The sequence below is a fragment of the Pseudomonas sp. BIGb0164 genome (assembly GCF_024810135.1).
In the GTDB taxonomy this organism is placed as follows: domain Bacteria; phylum Pseudomonadota; class Gammaproteobacteria; order Pseudomonadales; family Pseudomonadaceae; genus Aquipseudomonas.
In genome coordinates this window covers 511,444-530,945 of the sequence record NZ_JANUEA010000002.1, presented here as the reverse complement: position 1 = coordinate 530,945, position 19,502 = coordinate 511,444, and the positions used below count along the sequence as shown (strand labels likewise).

The following is a 19,502-nucleotide window of genomic DNA, read 5'->3' as shown; positions in this document are numbered from 1 at the left end:
CCCTGATGAAAAAGTTTTTCAGCCTGCTCGCCACCTTGCTGGTATTGGCGTTGGCGATCTGGATTGGCCGCACGTTGTGGGTGCATTACATGGAGACCCCCTGGACCCGCGACGGCCGTGTGCGCGCCGACATCATCAACGTGGCCGCCGACGTTACCGGTGAAGTGGTCGACGTGCCGGTGCGCGACAACCAGTTGGTGAAGAAGGGCGACCTGCTGATGCAGATCGACCCCGAGCACTACCGCATTGCCGTCAAGCAAGCGCAGTCGCTGGTGGCGTCACGCAAAGCCACCTGGGAAATGCGCAAGGTCAACGCCCACCGCCGCGCCGACCTCGACGCCCTGGTGATCTCCAAGGAAAACCGCGACGACGCCAGCAACATCGCCGACTCCGCACTCGCTGATTACCAGCACGCGCTGGCGCAACTGGAAGCGGCCGAGCTGAACCTGAAACGCACCCAAGTGGTGGCGGCGGTGGACGGTTACGTCACCAACCTGAATGTGCATCGCGGTGACTACGCGCGCATCGGCGAGGCCAAGATGGCCGTGGTCGATATGAACTCGTTCTGGGTGTATGGCTTCTTTGAAGAAACCAAGCTGCCCCACGTTAAAGTCGGTGACAAAGCCGATATGCAGCTCATGAGCGGCGAGACCTTGAAGGGCCACGTGGAAAGCATCTCGCGCGGCATCTACGACCGCGACAACCCCGAGAGCCGTGAGCTGATCGCCGATGTGAACCCGACGTTCAACTGGGTGCGGTTGGCCCAGCGGGTTCCGGTGCGGATTCACATTGATGAAGTGCCGGAAGGTGTGTTGTTGGCGGCGGGCATCACTTGCACCGTTATCGTCAACGAATAACCCTGTAGGTGCCGGCAAGCCGGTTCCTACAGTAGGTGGTGTCAGGCCTTGATGAAGGTTTCATGCAGGTGGCGCCACAACAGCGCGCCGCTGGCCTGTTTCTCGAACACTACGGTGGCGCGGCGGTCTGTCTGAGTGCCGCTGTCATCCACCTGATGCTCGCGGTAAGTCACCGTCGCGCCACGCGCATGCCGGTCAATCCCGGCCATTTCGCTCAAGGTGATTTTCAGCCCCGGGCGCATGCCGCCCAGGCGTGTGAATAGCGCTTTAACGCCGGCCGCATTGACCCGCGTCCCCGTCGCGGGCGCCACCATGCTGAACTCGGGGGAGAAGCGCGCCAGCAGGTTTTCCAACGTGCCCTCAGGCGCAACTCCGGCAAACCATTGCTCGATCTCGACGTGGGTCTGGATCACTTCTTCAAAAAAGTCGCTGTAGTCGATCATTACAAACTCCGTTCCAAGCCAAAGCGCTTCTTCAAGACGCGTTCCAATAAACCCTTGGGCAACAACGCCGCCATCAACGGCAACGCCCGGCTGCCATTGCCCGCGCGCAGCAGGCGTGGTGGCCGGGGTTGCTGAACGGCCTTGAGCACCTCGGCGGCGAATTGCGTGGCCGGGGTTGGTTTGTCCTGGGAGGCCTGGCTGCGTGCGCGGATGCCGTCGCGGATGGGCCACCACGGCGATTGTTCGTTGATCAGCAATTCCGCCTGGGCCCCGGCATTTTTCGCGAAGCTTGTGTTGATGGCGCCGGGCTGGACTTCCATGACTCGCACGCCAAACGGCGCCAATTCCATGCGCAGCGCATCACTCAAGGCATGCACGGCGGCTTTCGAGGCGCAGTAGGCGCCGGCAAACGGGGTGACCAGCACGCCGGAAACGCTGCCGATATTCACCACCAGGCCTTTGCTGCGGCGCAGGGCCGGGAACAGCGCCTGGGTCACGCCGACGATGGAAAACACGTTGGTTTCGAACTGGCGCTGCAGGGCGTCGGTGCCGCCGTCGAGCAGCGGGCCCATGGCGCCGTAGCCGGCGTTATTGATCAGCACGTCCAGTTCGCCCACCTGGGTGGCCAGGGTTTGCAGGGCGGTGCTGTCATTCACGTCCAGCAGCACGGCGTGGAAACCGGCGTCGTTGAGGGCGATCACGTCGGCTTCGCGGCGGGCGCTGGTCAGCACGTGATAGCCGGCCGCCTTGAAGGCATCCGCCAGGGCGCGGCCGATACCGCTGGAGCAGCCGGTGATGAGTACGTTGGGCATGGGTCAATCCTTTGTCAGTCCGAGAAGCCACCTTGCAGGTGTTCGGCACGAAATTCCAGGGTTTGCGGGCGGTAACCGGGGCGCAGTGGCGGGGTGGGCAAGCAGTCTTCCCAGGTGGCGCCGGCTTGCAGCTCGCCGGGGCCGCGGTAGCGCGGGGCGGCGTAGACGTTGTCGGCCAGGTTGACGGTGTCACCCGGCGCATAGGCGGCGACGCGCCAGCGCAGTTCGGTGAGGGGCACGTCGTTACCGTTGTTCAGGGTCAGCTTGAGCGGCCGATCGGCAGGGCATTCGTCGGCCGCGTAGGTGATGCGCAGCTCCAGGCGCGCCAGTTGCGAGGCTTCGCGGTTGTCCAGCCACACCACCCAGATCGCCACGAAACCCAGGCCCACGGCGGCCGCGAGGGACACCGGCAAGGCCTTGGCGGGGTAGCGCAGCAGCAGGATCAGCCAGGTGATGATCAGGAGAACGCCGAAGAACATGGAGACCACCTCGAATTGGGAACGAGCATCCTAACGTAAGCGTAGGTGGGATTGGTCAGCTTGAGATAAGTGTTGATTCGGCGGGCGCTATCGCAGGCAAGCCAGCTCCCACAGTTGACCGTGTTCCAAAGGATGTACTCGGTCAACTGTGGGAGCTGGCTTGCCTGCGATGGCGCCTTCAGCATCACTGCAAAACCCAAAGAAAAAGCCCCCGCCCAACCGGCTGCGGATAGGGGACGCAGTCGGCTGGACGGGGGCTTCTTGTACGACAGTATTACTGCGCGATGGTTTTCACCGACACGCCACGCTCAACCGGCGTCGAGCGACCGTAGATATCTTCAAACCGCTCGATATCGTCTTCGCCCAGGTAGCTGCCCGATTGCACTTCGATGATTTCCAACGGGATCTTGCCCGGGTTGCGCAGGCGGTGCACCGAGGCAATCGGGATGTAGGTGGACTGGTTCTCGGTGAGCAGGAACACGTTCTCGTCACAAGTGACTTCGGCGGTGCCGCTGACCACAATCCAGTGTTCGGCGCGGTGGTGGTGCATCTGCAACGACAGGCACGCGCCCGGCTTGACCGAGATGTGCTTGACCTGGAAGCGACCGCCCATGTCCACCGAGTCGTAGGAGCCCCACGGACGGTAGACTTCGCAGTGGTTCTGGGTCTCGCTGCGGCCCTGTTCGTTGAGGGTGTTGACCATCTGCTTGACACCCTGGACCTTGTCCTTGTGGGCAATCATCATCGCGTCCTTGGTTTCCACCACCACGATGTTTTCCAGGCCGATCACCGACACCAACTTGCCGTTGCCGTGGATCATGCAGTTCTTGCTGTCCTGGATCACCACATCGCCCTTGCTCACGTTGCCGTTGGCGTCTTTATCGTTGACGGCCCACAGCGACGCCCAGCAACCCACGTCGCTCCAGCCGGCGCTCAGTGGCACCACGCAGGCGCGCTGGGTTTTTTCCATTACGGCGTAGTCGATGGAGTTGTCCGGGCAGCAGGCGAAGGTGGCTTCGTCGAAGGACACGGTGTCGGCGGTCTGCTCGCTGCGCTCCAGGGTCAGCAGGCAGGTGTCGTAGATGTCCGGATCGTGCTTTTTCAGCTCTTCGAGGAAGCGGCTGGCACGGAACAGGAACATGCCGCTGTTCCAGAAGTAACCGCCGCTTTTGACGAACTCGACGGCGCGTTTTTCATTGGGTTTTTCCACGAACTGCTCGACGCGGCTCACGCCCTCGGGCAGCAGCGAATCGTTGGTGGACTTGATGTAGCCGTAGCCGGTTTCCGGGCGGGTGGCCGGCACGCCGAACAACACCATCTCGCCACGCTCGGCGGCCACGGTGGCCAGGGCCAGGGCGCGTTGCAGGGCTTTCTGGTCGTCGATCACGTGGTCGGCGGGCAGCACCAGCATCAGTTCGTCGCGGCCTTCATTGACCAGCATCATCGCGGTGAGGGCCACGGCCGGCGCGGTGTTGCGGCCGAACGGCTCCATCAGGATGCGCTGGCTTTCCAGCTTGCGGGCGCTCAGTTGCTCATTGACGATGAAACGGTGGTCCTTGTTGCAGACCACGATTGGCGTGTCCATGCCTTCGAACACCAGGCGCTCCAGGGTTTGCTGGAACAAGGTGTGCTCGCCGGTCAGCGCCAGGAATTGTTTAGGGAACTGTTTACGGGAAAGCGGCCAAAGACGTGAGCCGCTACCACCGGAAAGGATTACTGGGATCATGCTGTTTCTCCTTGAATCGATATGGGTCAGAGCCTATGGGAGGGGGCTTGCTCCCGAAAGCGGCGTGTCAGTCGGCACATCTGTGGATGAACCACCGCATTCGCGAGCAAGCCCGCTCCCACAGAGGGAGCGTCAATTTCAAAAGCTAATCAGCGGGTCGACACCGGGCGTTTCACCCAGACTGGCGAGAGGCTCGAACCGGAGCCCGTCACATACAGCACCGCCGCTTCACCACGTTCCAACGCAACCGGCTTCACATCGCCGACTTTCTTGTCACCGTCATACAACGCCAGGCTCACTTTCACCGGGTTGATTTCACGTTCGCCACGGCCCTTGGCGGCCACCGACTGGACCACGTCGGTCTTGCCATCTGCCGTCTTCAAGGTCAGGGCCTTGTCGCTCAGGTTCTGCACACGCACCAGGGACTTCTGCTTGTTCTTGAACGGCGGCTCTTCGATCAGCTGGGGCTGGCCGCTGCCGCTGTTGACCAGGGTGTAGTAGTGGTCGGGGGCGAGCTTGACCGGCACGGTCTGGCTGCCCACCTTGGCGCTGTAGTCACCGCCCGGCATGAAGCTGAAGTCGCTGCTGGCTAGGGGCGCAACGTCGCTCAGGTTGGTCGCGCCGACGGTGGCGCTGACTTCCTGGTTGCTGGCGTTGTAGATCCGCACGAAGCTCGAACCTTTCGGCGCGGTTGGGCCATAGAGCGCGGCGTCACCGCCGGCGAAGGCGGACATCGATACGACGCTCAAACCGGCTGCAATGGCCAGGGTTTTAGCGAGACGACGAGGAGTTGTAGTGAAAGTCATGTGAGTTACCTCTCTTTCAGTTTTGCGCCCGGTCGGGCGTCTCGGATTTTTGTGTGTTGATAGCCATGTTTTGTTGGCGCGAACCGGCTTGTTTAAGCTGCGCAACCCAGGACGGGTCGGCATCACCGATTTCGTTGTTCACGGGCAGATAACGTTCAGGAAACTCCCAGATCAGCACCTGGGGCGGGCTGTTTTTGAAGTCGTCGCTCTTGAGGTAGCTGAGCATCGGCAGGATCGGGCCGTGGCCGTCTTCGGCGTAGCTGACCACGTCGCTGTGCAGGGCTTGCTTGAGCGCACCGACAAAGTTCCAGTTGGGGTTGGCGCTGTAGCTGGTGCCGACCAGAGCCACCGGGGTTTCGCTGTCGCTGAACAGGGCATTGTCACCTTTGGTTTCGGCCAGGTGCGTGACGCGTTTTTCCAGCGGCTCCTTGGGCGGCATCAGGTTTTCGAACAGCGGGTCCAGGGGCAGGAACAGGCGCAGGTCGCCTTTGTGCGGTGCAGTGTTCTCGGCCTCGGTGACGAAGCGCTGTGGCTCGCCGCTCAGCGGGGTTTTCTCGCGAATGGTCGCTGCCAGTTGCTTGGCGGCGATCTCGGCACCGTCTGGAGTCCAGTGGGTGTCGGTGCGCAGGAACACTTGCTTGCCGCCCAGCTTGGCTTGTTGCAGCGGGCCAAGCAGGTCCGGGGCGATGATCTTGTCGGCGGCGACACGGGCGTGGAAGTCCTGGTAGAGGTTGGCGTGGATGCTCGCCGGTTTCACCTCACCCAGGTGCTCCGGGTACAGGCGCACCTTGGCCGGCACGATCGCCATCACCAGTTGGATGCCCTGGGCCTTGAGCTTCTGGCGCACGCCTTCGACCAGCGCGTAGTTGCCTTCAAGGTTCTGGTCTTCGTTGACGGCGGGGTTGAACTCCTCGTCGCTGTACAACCAGTGATCGCGGCCCAGCACCACGCCAGGGCGACCTTCATTGAACAGCTTGTAGTCCAGCGCGGCCCACAGGTTGGTGCCCAGGCGCTTGATCGGGAACTCGTCGTCGTAATGGGTCTCGACGGCTTTGGTCCAGCGACCGTTGAGCACGGTAGCGTCGGCATTGGTGCTGAAGCCGAAAAAACTGCGCAGCGACCAGGCGCCCAGGGCCAGCAGCACCACCAGGAACAGGCCGATATAGAGGACGCGTAATGAACGGGTCATGGTCGGCTCCCTCAGAATTGGAAGTAAAGGAACGGCGAGAAACTCTGCGCCGACAGTTTGAGAATCGACGCCACGAACAGCAGCAGCACCGCAGCGCGCATGGCGTAGCGTGGCCAGTCAGCGGTCCAGTAGGCCGGTTGCACGGCGGCGTCCTGGCCCACGGTGAAACCGGGCTGGTGGATGCTGCCGGGGGTGTCGCCCGGGACGGCCTTGATCAGGCTCGGGTCAGCGGGCTTGGTTTTATCGGCTGGGCGGTTGGTGTAGAAGTCGCGCAGGCCGAAGAACGCCAGGGTTGCATACGCCACCACCAGGGTCGCCACTTGCAGGCCGGTGAGGCTGGCGCGGTTGAGTTCCGACAGCGACCACTCGCCAAAGCTGAACATCGCACCGTACATACGGCCGGCAACGTGCAGGTTCTCGGCGCGGAAGATCACCCAGCCCATCACCACCAGCAGGAAGGTGAAGGCCCAGCGCACGACGTTGAAGCTGCGTGGCGCGGTGTTGAGGCCGATGGCTTTTTCAATCGCCAGCCACATGCCGTGCCAGGCACCCCACACGATGTAGGTGATGTTTGCACCGTGCCACAGGCCACCGAGGAGCATGGTCAGGAACAGGTTGCGGTAGGTGATCAGCGTGCCTTTGCGGTTGCCGCCCAGGGTGATGTACAGGTAGTCACGCAGCCAGGTGGACAGGCTGATGTGCCAGCGCCGCCAGAACTCGGTGATCGACTGGCTGATGTACGGCTGCTTGAAGTTTTCCATGAAGCGGAAACCCATCATCAAGCCCAGGCCGATGGCCATGTCGCTGTAGCCGGAGAAGTCGAAGTACAGCTGCGCGGTGTAGGCCAGCGCGCCGAGCCAGGCATCGCCCGTGGTGGGGTTTTGCAGGGCGAAGCAATGGTCGGCCACCACCGCGAGGGTGTCGGCGATAAAGACTTTCTTGATGAAACCCTGCATGAACCGCGTGCAGCCCTCGGAGAACTTGTCGAGGGTGTGGGTGCGGTTGTTGAACTGGTCGGCCAGGTCGCGAAAGCGCAGCACCGGGCCGGCAATCAGGTGCGGAAAGATCGCCACGAACGCCGCGAAGTCGATCAGGTTGCGGGTGGCCGGGGTATCGCCACGGTACACGTCGATGATGTAGCTGATGGACTCGAAGATGTAGAACGAGATACCAATCGGCAACAGCACGTGGGTGAGGATGAACGGCTCAAGGCCCATGGACTTCATCATCACGTTGATGCTGTCGACGCCGAAGTTGGCGTACTTGAAGTAGCCGAGGATGCACAGGTCGACGGCCACGCCGAGCAGCAGCCAGCGCTGGGCCGGCTTGGTGCGCACGCCGGCTGCACCGACTTTTAGGCCGATCCAGTAGTTCCACAGCGTCACGGCGGCGAACAGCGCCAGGAAGTCCACTCGCCACCAGGCGTAGAACACGTAGCTGGCAATCAGCAGCAGCAGGTTGCGATAGCGTTGCCCGCTCAAGTAGTACAAGCCGAGAAAGATCGGCAAGAACAGAAACAGGAACACATTGGACGAGAAAACCATCCCGATCTCTCCATGTTTAATCACAGTCAAGGGCCAGAGCCCCCCCAAACCCCCCCACGAAAATTCGGGGGAGGGCGGTACAGCATTCCAACTGTCGAAACCAGCTCCCACATTGGACCGAGTCCAACCGGGAGCCATGTAATCAGCTGCCTTTGTTGCCTTTCTCATGCGCCGGGTCGTAGACCTTGGTCAGGTCACCCCCCAGGCGGAACGTCTTGAACGGCTGCATTCCGTGCTTGCGCTCCACCACATCCGGGGCGCAGGTGTAGAGGGTGCAGAAAGGTTCGAGCCAGGCGAATTTCATGTCCTGCTTCAAGTCCTTCATGTCCTGCTCTTTGCCGTTTTTCTGCTCGAAGATGTCCGGGTCCTTGACCCCGGCCAGCACCTTGTCGCCCAGGCGCTTGAGTGCGCTGTTGTTTTCCTGACGCAAATCAACACCGTTGACCAGAGCAAAACTGGCGATCATCGACAGCGGCGGCAGGGCGTAGTTGTGGTACGACAGGGCGCGTTGCTGACGCTTCAATTCGTTGGGCAGGAAGCCTTGGTCATCGACCTGGTTCACGCCGACCTTGTATTCCTTCACCGCCCAATCAAACAGGTCGCGACGGTTGGTGGCGACGGACGTTGCCATCACCGACCATGCAGCCCAATAGGAGTGGTTGTTGGTTTTTTCCAGCGGCAGGTTGTCCCAATCGCTGACGACCTGATCGGCGAGTTTGTTGAACCACGCCTCGATTAACTGCGATTCCTGCTGGTGGTTGGCCAGCGGGTGGGAGTCGGAAAACTTCAGGCGCACATAGGCCGACGCCATGCTGCCCAGCGCCCATTTGCGCATGGACTTGCCGGTGTGGTTGAAGTCCTTGGACATCAACGCATCCGCCCGAGCCCAAGTCGCCAGCCAATTCAAGGTGCATTCCAACTGCTCCGGGCGACCGTCGCGCATGAACTGCATCACACGCTTGCTGGTGTCTTTTTCCAGCTTGGTGATGTCGGCCGTGCTGTCGCGAAAGGCTTTTTCGGATTGCACGTTCAGGGTGGCGCGGGCTTTGTCGGAGCCTTCGTACTTGCTGCGAAATTGCAGCGAACCGGTGTACGGCGCCGGCATGGCGTCGCAGTCATTCTTGAAGTCGCCGGTCTTGAACGCCTCGATCGGGGCGAAGTAGCCCTGAGGCGGGCGCAGTGGCGCGGCGGCGTTAACCGAGCCTGCGAAGATCGCAAGGCCGAGTAACGTGGGGATCAATAACTTCTGCATAGGTAACCTCATTGCCCAGTTGAAGCGGTCTGTTGACCACCGGCTGGGAATACGTTGCGTGTGCAAATTTTCGCTTCAACCTTCTGCGCGGCCTGGCCTGCTTCGGGGCCCTGGACTTCCACGGCCAGCAAGTTCTGCGAGGCCCAGTCTTCATCGGTGCGCAGTTCGAAGGCGAAACGCCCGTCTGTATCGGATGTTTCGGGTTTTTCGATCTTGAGGTCCTCGTGGCGCCCGTTCATGTACCAGAGGGTGGCTTGCAAGGTTTTCACCGATGGATCGGCGAAGCGGATGTCTACCTGGTGGTTGGCGTTACGCAGGTCTTTGTTCGAACTGTTCACCAGCAATTCGTTCTTGCCGGGTTTCAAGGTGGTGCTGGAGGTCATCTGCGCGGTCTTGCCTTCGCAGCCGTTGTCGAGCAACGCCATCATCTGGCGGTAGATGGTTTCCTGGTCCAGGCGGTACAGCGGCGAGAATTCCCAGATGAGGATTTTCGGCGGGCTCTTCTGGAATTCATCGCTGCCCAGGTACTGGATCATCGAGCCTTCCAGGCCACCGCCCGGGAAGGCGACGTTGAGGATGTCAGCGCCGATTTCCTGTTCCAGGAAGCCCGCGAAATTGTAGTTCTTGCCGCTGTGGCTGGTGCCCACCAGGGTGATCTGCGGGTTGCCCGAATCGCCGAACAGGTCGCCGTCACCCGCTTCGCCCTTGGGCTCGGTGGTGAACTGGTCCATGTACTGGATCGCGTAGCTGGTGCCGCACAGTTGCCCGGCCATGTTGTGCAGGGTGCCGGTCTTGCCCATGCGCCCGGAGCGCTTGGTCTCGAATTCGCGCTTGGGAATGTCGGCGAACTCCGGCATGGCGCGCACTTTTTCAGCGACGATTTTCGCCGTGCGTTGGGCGCCGTACGGCGTCCAGTGTTGGTCGCCACGGAAGTAGAAATCGTGGGCCGGCAGTTCATCCGGGAGTTGCTCGTTGGTGAGCGGCGACAGGTCCGGCACCACGTAGCCCATCTTGGCGAAACGGCCGAGCATGGTCTTGTAGTTGGCCAGGGCCTTGTCGAAATCGAACTTGGCTTTTTCTTCAGGATTGAGCTTGTTGCGGTTCACCAAACCACGGGTTGGCTGGTAGACCACCACCAGTTCCACGCCCTTGGCCTTGAACGCATCGTGCAACTGTTGCATGCGCTTGTAGCCGGCCGGGCTGGTGTCGAACTCGGTGCGCAGGTCTTCCTGGGTACGGAACAACCAGTCGCCCTGGGCTTGCACCAGGGTGGTGAAGTTCTGCTGGTAGCGTGTGGTGTAGTTGCGCGCATCGTGGGCGGCCGGGCACAGGCTGCAGCAGGGTTCGGCGGTAAAGGTCGGGGCCTTTGCTTCGTCGGCGCGTACGCCCTGGCTGGCCGCCAGCAGGCCGAGGGTCAGACCCGAGAGGCTCAGCAGTTTGATCATGTGTGGGTGCATAAGGGTCATCCTCAGTCCTGCATTTCGGTCTGGCGTTCGACAGGGTCGATCAGCACGGCTTTCTGCTGGCGCACCAGCAGGTCGAGAATCTCTTCCTGGCGATCACCAAGAACGCCGGAGAAGCTGATGCCACTGGATTTGGTCGGCGCCAACATCGACACGCGGTACAGCTCGATGCTCAAGGGCGAGTCGATCGACAGTGGCCCGCTGCCGTTACCGGCCAGCTCGCCGCCCACCAGGATCAGCGAGACCTTGGCGTCGAACGGGTCGAGGGCGATGTCGCGGTCGGTGTCGGTCAAATCCTTGATGTGGCCGTAGACGCCGGTCAGGCCGTTGGCCATGGCGGTGTTCTCGTACAGCTTGATGTTCACGCTGTTACGCACGCGGATGCCGTGGCGACGGTTGCTGATCACCTTGTTGCCCCACAGCAGGTTGTCGCCGCTCTCATAGAGGGTGATGCCGTCGGTGTGGTTGCGGTAGATCTCGTTGTCGGCGATCAGGTTGTTCACGCTGTTACGGTCGATCACCAGGCCCGACAACTTGTTGTCGTAGCTGCGGTTGTTGAAGATGAAGCTGTCGTTCACTTCCCGGGAAATGATGATGCCGTGCTTCTTCTTGGTGCCGTACACGGTGTTGTCCGCGATGATCAGGCCGTGGGAACGGTCGTGGGGGTCAATGCCGTAGACGATGTTGTCCTTGTAGGTATTGCCCTTGAGTACAAAACCGGTGGTCTCGTAGCAGTAGAAGCCGTACCACATGTCCGAGAATTCGGAATCAATAATCCAGCCGGTCGGTTCCGGGCGCTTGAGCACCTTGGCCATGTTCGGCGTGTACTGGGAAATACTCACCCCGTACGACTTACTGTTGGCGTAGCCGAAGCTGGCCATCTTGCTGTTGGCGACGTAGGTCTCGGTGCCGCCCCAGGCCAGCAGGAACGGGCGGAATTCCTTGGGCGACTTGAACAGCGCCGGGCCGTTGGCTTTTTCGCTCCAGCCGGTGATCCGGGTGTCACGCACAAACAGTTGGCCGTCGTTGATCAGGAACGAACCGGCTTCCTGGGACAGGCGCAATTCCTGGGTCTTCTTGTCGATTTCCAGGATGCCTTTGCGCCCGACCACAATCGGCAGCTTGGCCAGGAACACACCCGGCGAGGTTTCGCTGAAGTACTGCTTGGGCACCTTGCCCAGCAGGTCCTTGAGGTTCATGTAGCCGTCATCGACGAAGATCGCCTGGGGAATGCCGTGCTGGCGCACCACCCACTCGGCCATCTTGTTGTCACCACCGATAAAGTCCTTGAGGGCGTCTTCCTGCATCATGCGACGCAGGCTGATTTTGCCCGGCTTGGTCCGCACGATTTTCTTGTCCATCGCGGCGGCGGTATAGCCCGACAGGTCTGGCAGGGCCGGCTTGGTCATTTCCAGCGGCGCCGTCGGCGGGCTGGAAATGGTGTAGGTCTTGGCCTGTTGCAGCTCTTTGGCGATGGTCGGCGCCTTCACCGCCGCACCGTCGGCAAAGGCCGAAGTGCTGGCCAGCAGCATGGCTGCGACCAGCAGGCTGACCGAGCCTTTGAGGGCTTGAGGGTTCATCGCGCAGGCTCCCATCAGAATTTCCAGATCACGTCGACAAAGGCGCGATGCATGTACGAGTCCACCTGGCTGCCATAGGCGTCACCCGGTTTGAACACGCCGGCACGAAAGCGCACCAGGGCCGACGGTTCGTCGATCGACTGGCTGAGCGCGGCCGGCAGCAGGCCTTTCTTGAAGTACTTGGTGACGACCAGGTCCATCTCTTGGCCCAGGTCTTTCTTGCCGTCTTCAAGGGGCAGGGAGGTGCTGGAGAGGATCGCGCCGGTCACGTCATCGGTGTTGTTCTGCACCGCATCGATGCCGTTGCTGCCCACCGGCTTGTTGCCGTCGACGCGCCAGAACTTGTGGTACACCAGGCTGGCGTCGTAGTCCTCGCGCAGTTGCCAGGAACCGAACAGGCTCATGGACTGCATGTTGTTCATCTCGCCACGGAACGCTTCGCCGAAACGGTGCAGGCGCGATTGGGTGCCGGTCCAGTTCGAACGGTTGCTTTGCAGGCCGTTCTGTTCGTACTCGGCGCTGGCACGGGCGTAGGCCGCGCCCACTTGCCATTGCGGGTCGAGGCGCAGGCGGATACCCAGGTCGGTGGCCCAGCCGTTCACGTCATCGCTGCGCTTGGCATTCGTTGGGCGGGTGCCGTCGGCATTCAGCGCGTTGACCGTGTCACGGTTGCCCTGCATGCCGGTGACGCTGGCCCAGTAGTTGACGGTGTTGGTGTTGCGCCAGTTGTAGGCGTCGCTGTTGGCTTCGATACCGAGCCAGGTCAGGTCGCCGTTTTCGCGCTTGTCCAACGGGTCGGACGCCACGCCCGGTTCGGCGTAGTCGAGCTTGCCGTCGTCATGGGTGTGGTGACCGCGCAGGCCGATCCACTGGCCCGGCGTCCACTGGTAGGCGGCGTCGGCGTAGAAGTGTTGGCGGTCCTTGTCCTTGGGCGACAGTTCCTTGAGGTCAGTGCGGTATTCGCTGAAGCGTTCAGCGGCGCCGATATTGGCCTTGAGCAGGGTGGTGTCGAAGGTCCAGTTCAGCGCCTCGATGTTGGTGTCGCGCCATTGGCCGTCGTCATTGCGCAGGCGCTGGCGACCGAACTTGAGGATCTCGCCGGGGTAGGGCGTGAAGCCGCTGTAGCCGACCCAGAACTCGCGCAGGGCCAGGTAGTTTTTCTTGGCCTTGCGGTCATCGTTGCTCGACTGTTCCGTGGTGTCATCGGCCGACTGTTGCAGGGTGTCGGTCTCGATGATGTCGCTGGACGTCACGGCCTGGCCCATGGCGTAGGCACTCCACGCGCCGCTTTCGCCGTAGATCCACGGGCGCAGGTCGAGGCCGATGCCGTTGACGTCGCCGCCTTTCTGGGTGCCGAGGTCGCGGTCATCTTCGGACTGCGCGGTGGCTTTGACTTCCAGGCCGAAGTTCTTGGCTTCGGTGAGCGCAGCCAGGGTCGGGCACGACCACAACAGGGCGAAGGTCAGGCCGATACCGGCCTTGACGAATGGATTGAGCTTCATAGGGATTCCTCACCGTCTTCTTCATCCAGGGCGTGCAATTGCAGCGTGCTCTGGGCCAGGGTGCCGCGGGCGGCCAGCTCTTGTTGCACCAGGCGTTGGCCCTGGGTGCGTTGCTCCGGGGTCAGCGGGGCTTCAAGCTGAGTGGCCAAGTCGTTGGCCTCTGGCGTGTCCTGGGCTTTAGCCAACTGGCTGAAGACATAGGCGTTCAACGGGTCGGGCTTGGTGCCCTTGCCTTGGGAAAACAATTGAGCGATGGCGAAGTCGGCGCTGTTCTGGCCGTTGCGCGCAGCGGTCAGCAAGTGGTCCAGGGCTTTTTGCGGGTAGACCTTGCCCAGGTAGCCACGGCGGTAGATCTGGCCGAGGTAGTAATCGGCCGCCACTTCCTTGCCCACAGCTTTTTCGAAGTGTGCTTCGGCGGCCTTGGCATCGGCCGGCACCCACTTGCCTTCGTAGTAGAGCTTGCCCAGCAACAGCTCGGCGCGCGGTTGGTCGGCGGCGCGGCCGTTGTCCAGGTACTTCATCATCTGGTCGACGTCGCCGAGTTCCGGGAAGTCGTAAAGCAGTTGTGCCAGGCTGACCCAGGACGCTGGGTAGCCAGGGGCGATTTTTTCCAGCAGGGCCTGGGCGGTTTTCTCGTCCGGCTTGCCCAGGGTGGCATCGCCGAGGACGCGAGCGACGCTGTCGACCCGTTGCGCGGTGACGGTGCCACGGCTGTAGCCGGCTTCCATTTGCTTGAGCAGCTCGGCCTGTTTTTCGGGTTCGGCTTTTTTCTGGTAGACCGTGGCCAGCTCGACGTAGCAGATATCGGTGCTGTTCAACGCGGCCTTGCAGATGCGCTCCACATCATCCAGGTGCTGGTCGTAGGTGCCCTGGGTGCGATACAGCAGCACCTGGGCCAGACCGGCTTCCGGATAACCCGCCGCTTGCCACTTGCTGATCTGCTGCTGGGCGTTCACGTTCGGGAAACTATGAGGGTATTGCAGGTACAGCATCGCCAGCGGGATCAGGGTGTTGCCTTCGCCATTGGCGAAGGCTTTTTTCAGCAGGCCTTCGGCTTCGTGCTGCTCGGCTTCGGTCGCGCCGGGCTTGGCCACCAGCAGGCGACCGAGGCGAGCCTGGGCGCGCGGCGACGTGTCAGCGGCGGCGCGGTAGGTGGCTTCGGCCTGGCGGATCTGCTCGGGGTCACGGGTGGTCACCTGGATATCGGCCAGGCCCACTTGGGCCTCGCTGTAACCCAGGTCGGCCAGTTGCTGGTAATTCTGCTGGGCGGTGACGGTGTCGCCGCGCTTGAGCGCTTCATTGGCCAGGCGCTGGTCGGGCAGGCCGGCGCAACCGGCCAGAGAGACCGCTAATGCCAATGTGCACAGAGATCCAATGTGGGAGCGGGCTTGCTCGCGAAGAGGGAGTGTCAGTTGATGCATGTGTTGGCTGACACACTGCTTTCGCGAGCAAGCCCGCTCCCACAGGGACCGCGGTGTTTTCATAGGAGTCATCACAGGCATGTCCTCTGCTTACAGACCGTGAGCCATGGCTTTGTCGATCAGCCAGTTCAGCGAAGGGCCACGGTCGCTGGTCACTTCCACCGGGCGGCCGGCGTAGGTGCTGTCCAGCGGTGCGTCAGGCTTGATCTGCACGCGGATGTCGGAGGACAGGTCGGCGCTGTTCAGGCTGGTGCTGCTGACGATGGTGCCGGTGCGGACCTGCTCTTCGTCGGCCACCTGGAAGCTCACCGGCGTACCTGGGCGCACGTCGGCGAACTGGCGATAGGTGAAGCGCGCTTCCACGTTGGCCAGGCTGCCGCGCGGTACCAGTTGGAAGATCACGTCGCCTTTGCTGGCGTATTGGCCGTCGGCCACCAACTGCTGGGCCACTACGCAATCGCAGGGCGACGTCAGGGTGCCGGTCATTTGTTTGCCGAACAGCTCTTCAACCTTGGCCGGTTGCAGTTGGTCTTCGTCCAGATGGCCCTTGAGTACATCGAGCATGCTGGTGCTGAACGTGGCGAGCGGCGCGCCCTTGGCGGCCACCGCGTCACCTTTGAGCAGGCTCTGCACGGTGCCGTCGCGGGGCATGGTCACGTTCATGCCGGGCACGCTGACCAGGCCCGCCTGGGCATGGCTGACGAAGTACATGCCGTACACCGACTTGAACACGAAACCGAACGCGGCCAGGCCGACGATGAAGATGCCAGCGCTGAAGGTCACCGCACGCAGGCGACCGAAAGCGGTCATGCCGCTGCCACTGTCCTTGACCTTGCGCGCCTTGGTGAAGTTGTCGCGTTGCAGGGTCGCCAGCACGTCGCCCATGGTCACGATGTCGCCGGACAAGTGCGAGGTGATCAGGTGGCGCAGGGTAGAAATATCCTGCGGTTCCAGGTTTTGGAACTGGCAACCGGTGCGGCCGGTCTGGCGGTCGTAGGAGCGGATCTGCAGCTCCACGTCCATGGCCAGGCCCAAGTTATCGATCACGAATTGCAGGCGGCCCTTGTGCACTTCGCCGACGGTCAACGGCTGGGTGGAGGTGAAGGCCAGGCCGCCGGCAGACAGGTCGATCACCCGTGCTTCGGTCGGTGTGCGGTCAGTGTTGAAGAAGCGCAGCTTGGCCGGGATTTTTACGCGGGCATGCTGGCGCTGGGCTTCGGATTCGTGGACAACGTTGACGTTTGCTTGGCTATTCATCGGTGTAATTCCTAGGTTAATTCAGGCTTGGCAGGGTCAGACCATCATCAGCAACACGGCGACGAAAATGCTGCCGGCGGAGAAGGTCATGGTCCGAGACGACCAGGTGTTGAACCAACGTTGAAAGCTGGCCAAATCGCGGGTCAGTTTGGTGTCCTGGCGGGTCCAGGACTGTTGATCAAGGCGGAAGAACACGTAGATCTTCACCAGCGCGCCCATGATCTGGTTGTAATAGAGAATCACCGGGTAGGCCGGGCCGATCTTGTGGCCGGAGCACGACAGCAGCAGGGTGAGAATCAGGCGGGTGATGCCGATCCACAGCAGGTAGGCGAGGATGAACGCGCCGCCGTACTTGAAGGTGGCGATGATCGCCACCGTCAGGCCGAGCAGGGAGGTCCACATCGACACACGCTGGTCGAACAGCACGATGCTGGTGAACAGGCCGAGGCGGCGAACACCCAGGCCCAGGGCACGGGAGTTCTGGCGCAGGTTGTTGCCGTACCAGCGGAACATCAGCTTGCGGCTGGCCTTGATAAAGCTTTTTTCTGGTGGGTGTTCCACGGTGTTGATCGCGGCGTCCGGCACGTAGAAGGTGTCGTAGCCCAGGCGCATCAGGCTGAACCAGCTGGACTTGTCGTCACCGGTGAGGAACTTGAAGCGGCCCAGGCGCCAGTGTTGCAGCGAGTCGCTTTCCACGTCGGCGATAAAGCCGGGGTCGGTCACTACGCTGGCACGGAATACCGACATGCGACCGGTCATGGTCAGCACGCGCTTGGACAGGGCCATGGAACACATGTTGATGTGACGTTGGGCGAAGCGCAGCTTGTGCCATTCGCTCATGATGTAGCCGCCACGCACTTCGCAGAATTCGTTGGTGGTGAGGCCACCGACGTTGCCGAACAGCTGGAACCACGGCACGGTCTTGCGCACCACGCCTTCGGCGAGCACGGTATCGCCATCGATCACGGCGACCACGGCGCGGTCATCCGGCAGGTGGCGGGAGATGGCGCGGAAACCGAAGGCCAGGCCGTCACGCTTGCCGGTACCGGCGATGCGCACGAAGTCGAGCTTCACGTGTTCCGGCGGGTTCATGCGTTCCCACAGGCTTTTCACCAGCAGTTCATCGGACATTTCCACCAGCGAGCACACCACGGTGGTGGGGAAGCCACATTCGATGGCTTCGCGGATCACCGAGCTGTAGACCTGCGCGGTGGTCAGCGCGTCGATACGAAAACTGGTGACCATCAAAAACACATGAGACGGGTCGGCGGCCTTGCCCAGTTTGCGCACTTTGCGGCGCAGGTGCGGGTAGACCACGTACAGGAACAGCATGCCGCGAAAGAAATGCGTAGCACCCATCGAGTAGCGCCAGATACCCACGGCGCCAATCAGGAAAATAAAATTCTTCGACTCCGAGTCGAACGTACTCGCCGGCAGCAGCAGGGCGAGTCCCATCAGCAGGCTGAGGAAGAACAGCCAGCCGGCGGATTGCAGCAGTACATGTTTTAACTTGGACATAAGCGTCATCCGAAGGTGAAGGAGGTTCCAGGCGGCAGGCGCTGGGGATGGAAACGCCTGCCGCTTGAAACTTGCCGTTGCTGTTACCAGCAAATGCCTTCGGTACGACCGGTCGCACAGGTGGCCTTGGACATGAAGCCCACCAGGTCGATCACTTGCTTGCCGTGTGGAGCGTTCTGCGCCAGGGCGCGGAATTTCTCGTCGCGGTTGCCGAGGATGATCACGTCGGAGTTGTTGATCACATCATCGAAGTCCGAGTTAAGCAGGGACGACACGTGGGGGATCTTGCCCTCGATATAGTCCTTGTTCGCGCCGTGGACACGAGCGTATTCGACGTTGCTGTCGTAGATGCTCAGGTCGTAGCCCTTGCCGATCAGCATTTCGGCCAGGTCAACCAGTGGGCTTTCGCGCAGGTCGTCGGTACCGGCCTTGAAGCTCAGGCCCAGCAGGGCGACTTTGCGTTTGTCGTGGCTGGAAACGATGTCGAAGGCGTTCTGTACTTGGGACTCGTTGCTGCGCATCAGCGAGTTGAGCAGCGGCGCTTCCACGTCCAGGGAGCCGGCACGGTAGGTGAGGGCGCGCACGTCTTTGGGCAGGCACGAACCGCCGAAAGCGAAGCCTGGGCGCATGTAGTACTGGGAAAGGTTGAGGGTCTTGTCCTGGCACACCACTTCCATCACTTCACGGCCATCGACGCCGACGGCCTTGGCAATGTTGCCGATCTCGTTGGCGAAGGTCACCTTGGTGGCGTGCCACACGTTGCAGGTGTACTTGATCATTTCGGCAACGGCGATGTCCTTGCGGATGATCGGTGCGTCGAGTTCTTCGTACAGCGACTGCAGGACATCGCCGGAAGCTTTGTCGAACTCGCCGATGACGGTCATCGGTGGCAGGTCGTAGTCGGCGATGGCGGTGGACTCACGCAGGAACTCCGGGTTGACCGCGACGCCGAAGTCGATACCGGCTTTTTTGCCCGAGCAGTCTTCCAGGATCGGGATCACCACGTTGGCCACGGTGCCTGGCAGCACGGTGCTGCGCACGACGACGGTGTGACGGGTGGCTTTGTCACGCAGGACAAAACCGATCTCGCGGCACACGGCTTCGATGTAGTCCAGTTCCAAGTCGCCGTTTTTCTTGCTCGGTGTACCGACGCAAATCATCGACAGGTCAGTGTCACGGATGGCGTCGGCGAAGTTGGTGGTGCCGCGCAGTCGACCGGTTTCGATCCCTTGGCTCAGCAGTTCACCCAGACCCGGTTCAACGATTGGCGATTTGCCCGCATTGATCAGGTCGATCTTTTCCTTGGAGATGTCTACGCCAACCACTTCGTGGCCACGGGCAGACAGGCAACCGGCACACACTGCGCCAACGTAACCCAAACCAAATATGCTGATGCGCATCGCATTTACCTCTTGTCATTGAAGACGATTTTAATCATGCCAATTAGATGGCCGGAGTTCATGTTTGCAAGCGTCACTGTTGCCGCGAAAGTTAGACGAATAGACGCCGACTTACCGCGTACAGGCATGTTAAATAGCGAGTGACTAACTATTGCACTCAAGTTGTGCGCAACTTGGCCTTGTTATTGGGGCTTGCCCTGAAATGCAGCCGGACTACCTTGGAGAAGGGCCCGACGCCGGTGCCGCAGGGGTT

The 19,502-nt window shown here is 61.5% G+C and carries 16 protein-coding genes; 1 reads left to right on the top strand and 15 read right to left on the bottom strand.

All coding sequences use genetic code 11. From position 1 onward, the window contains the following. The first annotated feature begins 5 nt into the window (after positions 1-5). Positions 6-857, top strand: coding sequence for an HlyD family secretion protein (locus M2394_RS06345; RefSeq protein ID WP_178922802.1), 852 nt, complete (start codon positions 6-8; stop codon positions 855-857). Between the two features lie 41 nt (positions 858-898). Here the strand turns inward: M2394_RS06345 and M2394_RS06340 are convergent, their stop codons facing one another. The 15 genes from M2394_RS06340 to M2394_RS06270 all read right to left on the bottom strand — a co-directional run bounded on the left by M2394_RS06340 (position 899) and on the right by M2394_RS06270 (position 19,249). Then, positions 899-1,300: a DUF4440 domain-containing protein gene (locus M2394_RS06340; protein ID WP_178922804.1), complete on the bottom strand. Its 402-nt coding sequence runs from the start codon at positions 1,298-1,300 to the stop codon at positions 899-901. Next, positions 1,300-2,112 (bottom strand): SDR family oxidoreductase, encoded by an 813-nt coding sequence (locus M2394_RS06335; RefSeq protein ID WP_259171919.1) that lies wholly within the window; start codon positions 2,110-2,112, stop codon positions 1,300-1,302. The genes M2394_RS06340 and M2394_RS06335 overlap by 1 nt, the downstream gene beginning before the upstream one ends. Positions 2,113-2,126: 14 nt before the next feature. Continuing rightward, positions 2,127-2,591, bottom strand: coding sequence for a multidrug transporter (locus M2394_RS06330; RefSeq protein WP_178922808.1), 465 nt, complete (start codon positions 2,589-2,591; stop codon positions 2,127-2,129). 274 nt (positions 2,592-2,865) lie between these two features. Then, entirely contained in the window at positions 2,866-4,317 is a 1,452-nt protein-coding gene (locus tag M2394_RS06325) for a mannose-1-phosphate guanylyltransferase/mannose-6-phosphate isomerase (protein WP_176995007.1), read from the bottom strand. Between the two features lie 149 nt (positions 4,318-4,466). Next, positions 4,467-5,123: an alginate O-acetyltransferase AlgF gene (locus M2394_RS06320; RefSeq protein ID WP_176995006.1), complete on the bottom strand. Its 657-nt coding sequence runs from the start codon at positions 5,121-5,123 to the stop codon at positions 4,467-4,469. 16 nt (positions 5,124-5,139) lie between these two features. Then, positions 5,140-6,312, bottom strand: coding sequence for an alginate O-acetyltransferase (locus M2394_RS06315; RefSeq protein ID WP_259171918.1), 1,173 nt, complete (start codon positions 6,310-6,312; stop codon positions 5,140-5,142). An 11-nt stretch (positions 6,313-6,323) separates the two neighbouring features. Beyond that, positions 6,324-7,856 carry an MBOAT family protein gene (locus M2394_RS06310; protein WP_178922812.1) on the bottom strand — a complete coding sequence of 511 codons (1,533 nt, stop codon included), beginning with the start codon at positions 7,854-7,856 and terminating at the stop codon, positions 6,324-6,326. 142 nt (positions 7,857-7,998) lie between these two features. Next, on the bottom strand, positions 7,999-9,108 hold the full coding sequence (locus M2394_RS06305) for a mannuronate-specific alginate lyase (protein ID WP_176995003.1): 1,110 nt from the start codon (positions 9,106-9,108) through the stop codon (positions 7,999-8,001). An 8-nt stretch (positions 9,109-9,116) separates the two neighbouring features. Next, positions 9,117-10,565: an alginate O-acetyltransferase gene (locus tag M2394_RS06300; protein ID WP_178922972.1), complete on the bottom strand. Its 1,449-nt coding sequence runs from the start codon at positions 10,563-10,565 to the stop codon at positions 9,117-9,119. An 11-nt stretch (positions 10,566-10,576) separates the two neighbouring features. Continuing rightward, complete coding sequence (gene algG / locus M2394_RS06295; protein ID WP_178922813.1) at positions 10,577-12,166, bottom strand: mannuronan 5-epimerase AlgG; 1,590 nt, start codon at positions 12,164-12,166, stop codon at positions 10,577-10,579. Beyond that, on the bottom strand, positions 12,166-13,653 hold the full coding sequence (locus M2394_RS06290; RefSeq protein ID WP_176995001.1) for an alginate export family protein: 1,488 nt from the start codon (positions 13,651-13,653) through the stop codon (positions 12,166-12,168). The genes algG and M2394_RS06290 overlap by 1 nt, the downstream gene beginning before the upstream one ends. Beyond that, a complete protein-coding gene (gene algK, locus M2394_RS06285) occupies positions 13,650-15,074 on the bottom strand; it encodes an alginate biosynthesis TPR repeat lipoprotein AlgK (RefSeq protein ID WP_405046553.1) in 1,425 nt (474 codons plus the stop codon). Before algK ends, M2394_RS06290 begins: the two co-directional genes overlap by 4 nt. A 90-nt stretch (positions 15,075-15,164) precedes the next feature. Further along, on the bottom strand, positions 15,165-16,331 hold the full coding sequence (locus tag M2394_RS06280; protein WP_178922815.1) for an alginate biosynthesis protein Alg44: 1,167 nt from the start codon (positions 16,329-16,331) through the stop codon (positions 15,165-15,167). A 36-nt stretch (positions 16,332-16,367) separates the two neighbouring features. After that, positions 16,368-17,849: a mannuronan synthase gene (gene alg8, locus M2394_RS06275; protein WP_162276396.1), complete on the bottom strand. Its 1,482-nt coding sequence runs from the start codon at positions 17,847-17,849 to the stop codon at positions 16,368-16,370. A gap of 83 nt (positions 17,850-17,932) precedes the next feature. Beyond that, positions 17,933-19,249: a nucleotide sugar dehydrogenase gene (locus tag M2394_RS06270; protein WP_259171915.1), complete on the bottom strand. Its 1,317-nt coding sequence runs from the start codon at positions 19,247-19,249 to the stop codon at positions 17,933-17,935. Positions 19,250-19,502 lie beyond the last annotated feature (253 nt).

Bases quoted from the DNA above. Each gene is read 5' to 3' on its own strand.
- M2394_RS06345 (WP_178922802.1), top strand. From the start codon at position 6: ATGAAAAAGTTTTTCAGCCTGCTCGCCACCTTGCTGGTATTGGCGTTG.
- M2394_RS06340 (WP_178922804.1), bottom strand. From the start codon at position 1,300: ATGATCGACTACAGCGACTTTTTTGAAGAAGTGATCCAGACCCACGTC.
- M2394_RS06335 (WP_259171919.1), bottom strand. From the start codon at position 2,112: ATGCCCAACGTACTCATCACCGGCTGCTCCAGCGGTATCGGCCGCGCC.
- M2394_RS06330 (WP_178922808.1), bottom strand. From the start codon at position 2,591: ATGTTCTTCGGCGTTCTCCTGATCATCACCTGGCTGATCCTGCTGCTG.
- M2394_RS06325 (WP_176995007.1), bottom strand. From the start codon at position 4,317: ATGATCCCAGTAATCCTTTCCGGTGGTAGCGGCTCACGTCTTTGGCCG.
- M2394_RS06320 (WP_176995006.1), bottom strand. From the start codon at position 5,123: ATGACTTTCACTACAACTCCTCGTCGTCTCGCTAAAACCCTGGCCATT.
- M2394_RS06315 (WP_259171918.1), bottom strand. From the start codon at position 6,312: ATGACCCGTTCATTACGCGTCCTCTATATCGGCCTGTTCCTGGTGGTG.
- M2394_RS06310 (WP_178922812.1), bottom strand. From the start codon at position 7,856: ATGGTTTTCTCGTCCAATGTGTTCCTGTTTCTGTTCTTGCCGATCTTT.
- M2394_RS06305 (WP_176995003.1), bottom strand. From the start codon at position 9,108: ATGCAGAAGTTATTGATCCCCACGTTACTCGGCCTTGCGATCTTCGCA.
- M2394_RS06300 (WP_178922972.1), bottom strand. From the start codon at position 10,565: ATGCACCCACACATGATCAAACTGCTGAGCCTCTCGGGTCTGACCCTC.
- algG (WP_178922813.1), bottom strand. From the start codon at position 12,166: ATGGGAGCCTGCGCGATGAACCCTCAAGCCCTCAAAGGCTCGGTCAGC.
- M2394_RS06290 (WP_176995001.1), bottom strand. From the start codon at position 13,653: ATGAAGCTCAATCCATTCGTCAAGGCCGGTATCGGCCTGACCTTCGCC.
- algK (WP_405046553.1), bottom strand. From the start codon at position 15,074: ATGCATCAACTGACACTCCCTCTTCGCGAGCAAGCCCGCTCCCACATT.
- M2394_RS06280 (WP_178922815.1), bottom strand. From the start codon at position 16,331: ATGAATAGCCAAGCAAACGTCAACGTTGTCCACGAATCCGAAGCCCAG.
- alg8 (WP_162276396.1), bottom strand. From the start codon at position 17,849: ATGTCCAAGTTAAAACATGTACTGCTGCAATCCGCCGGCTGGCTGTTC.
- M2394_RS06270 (WP_259171915.1), bottom strand. From the start codon at position 19,249: ATGCGCATCAGCATATTTGGTTTGGGTTACGTTGGCGCAGTGTGTGCC.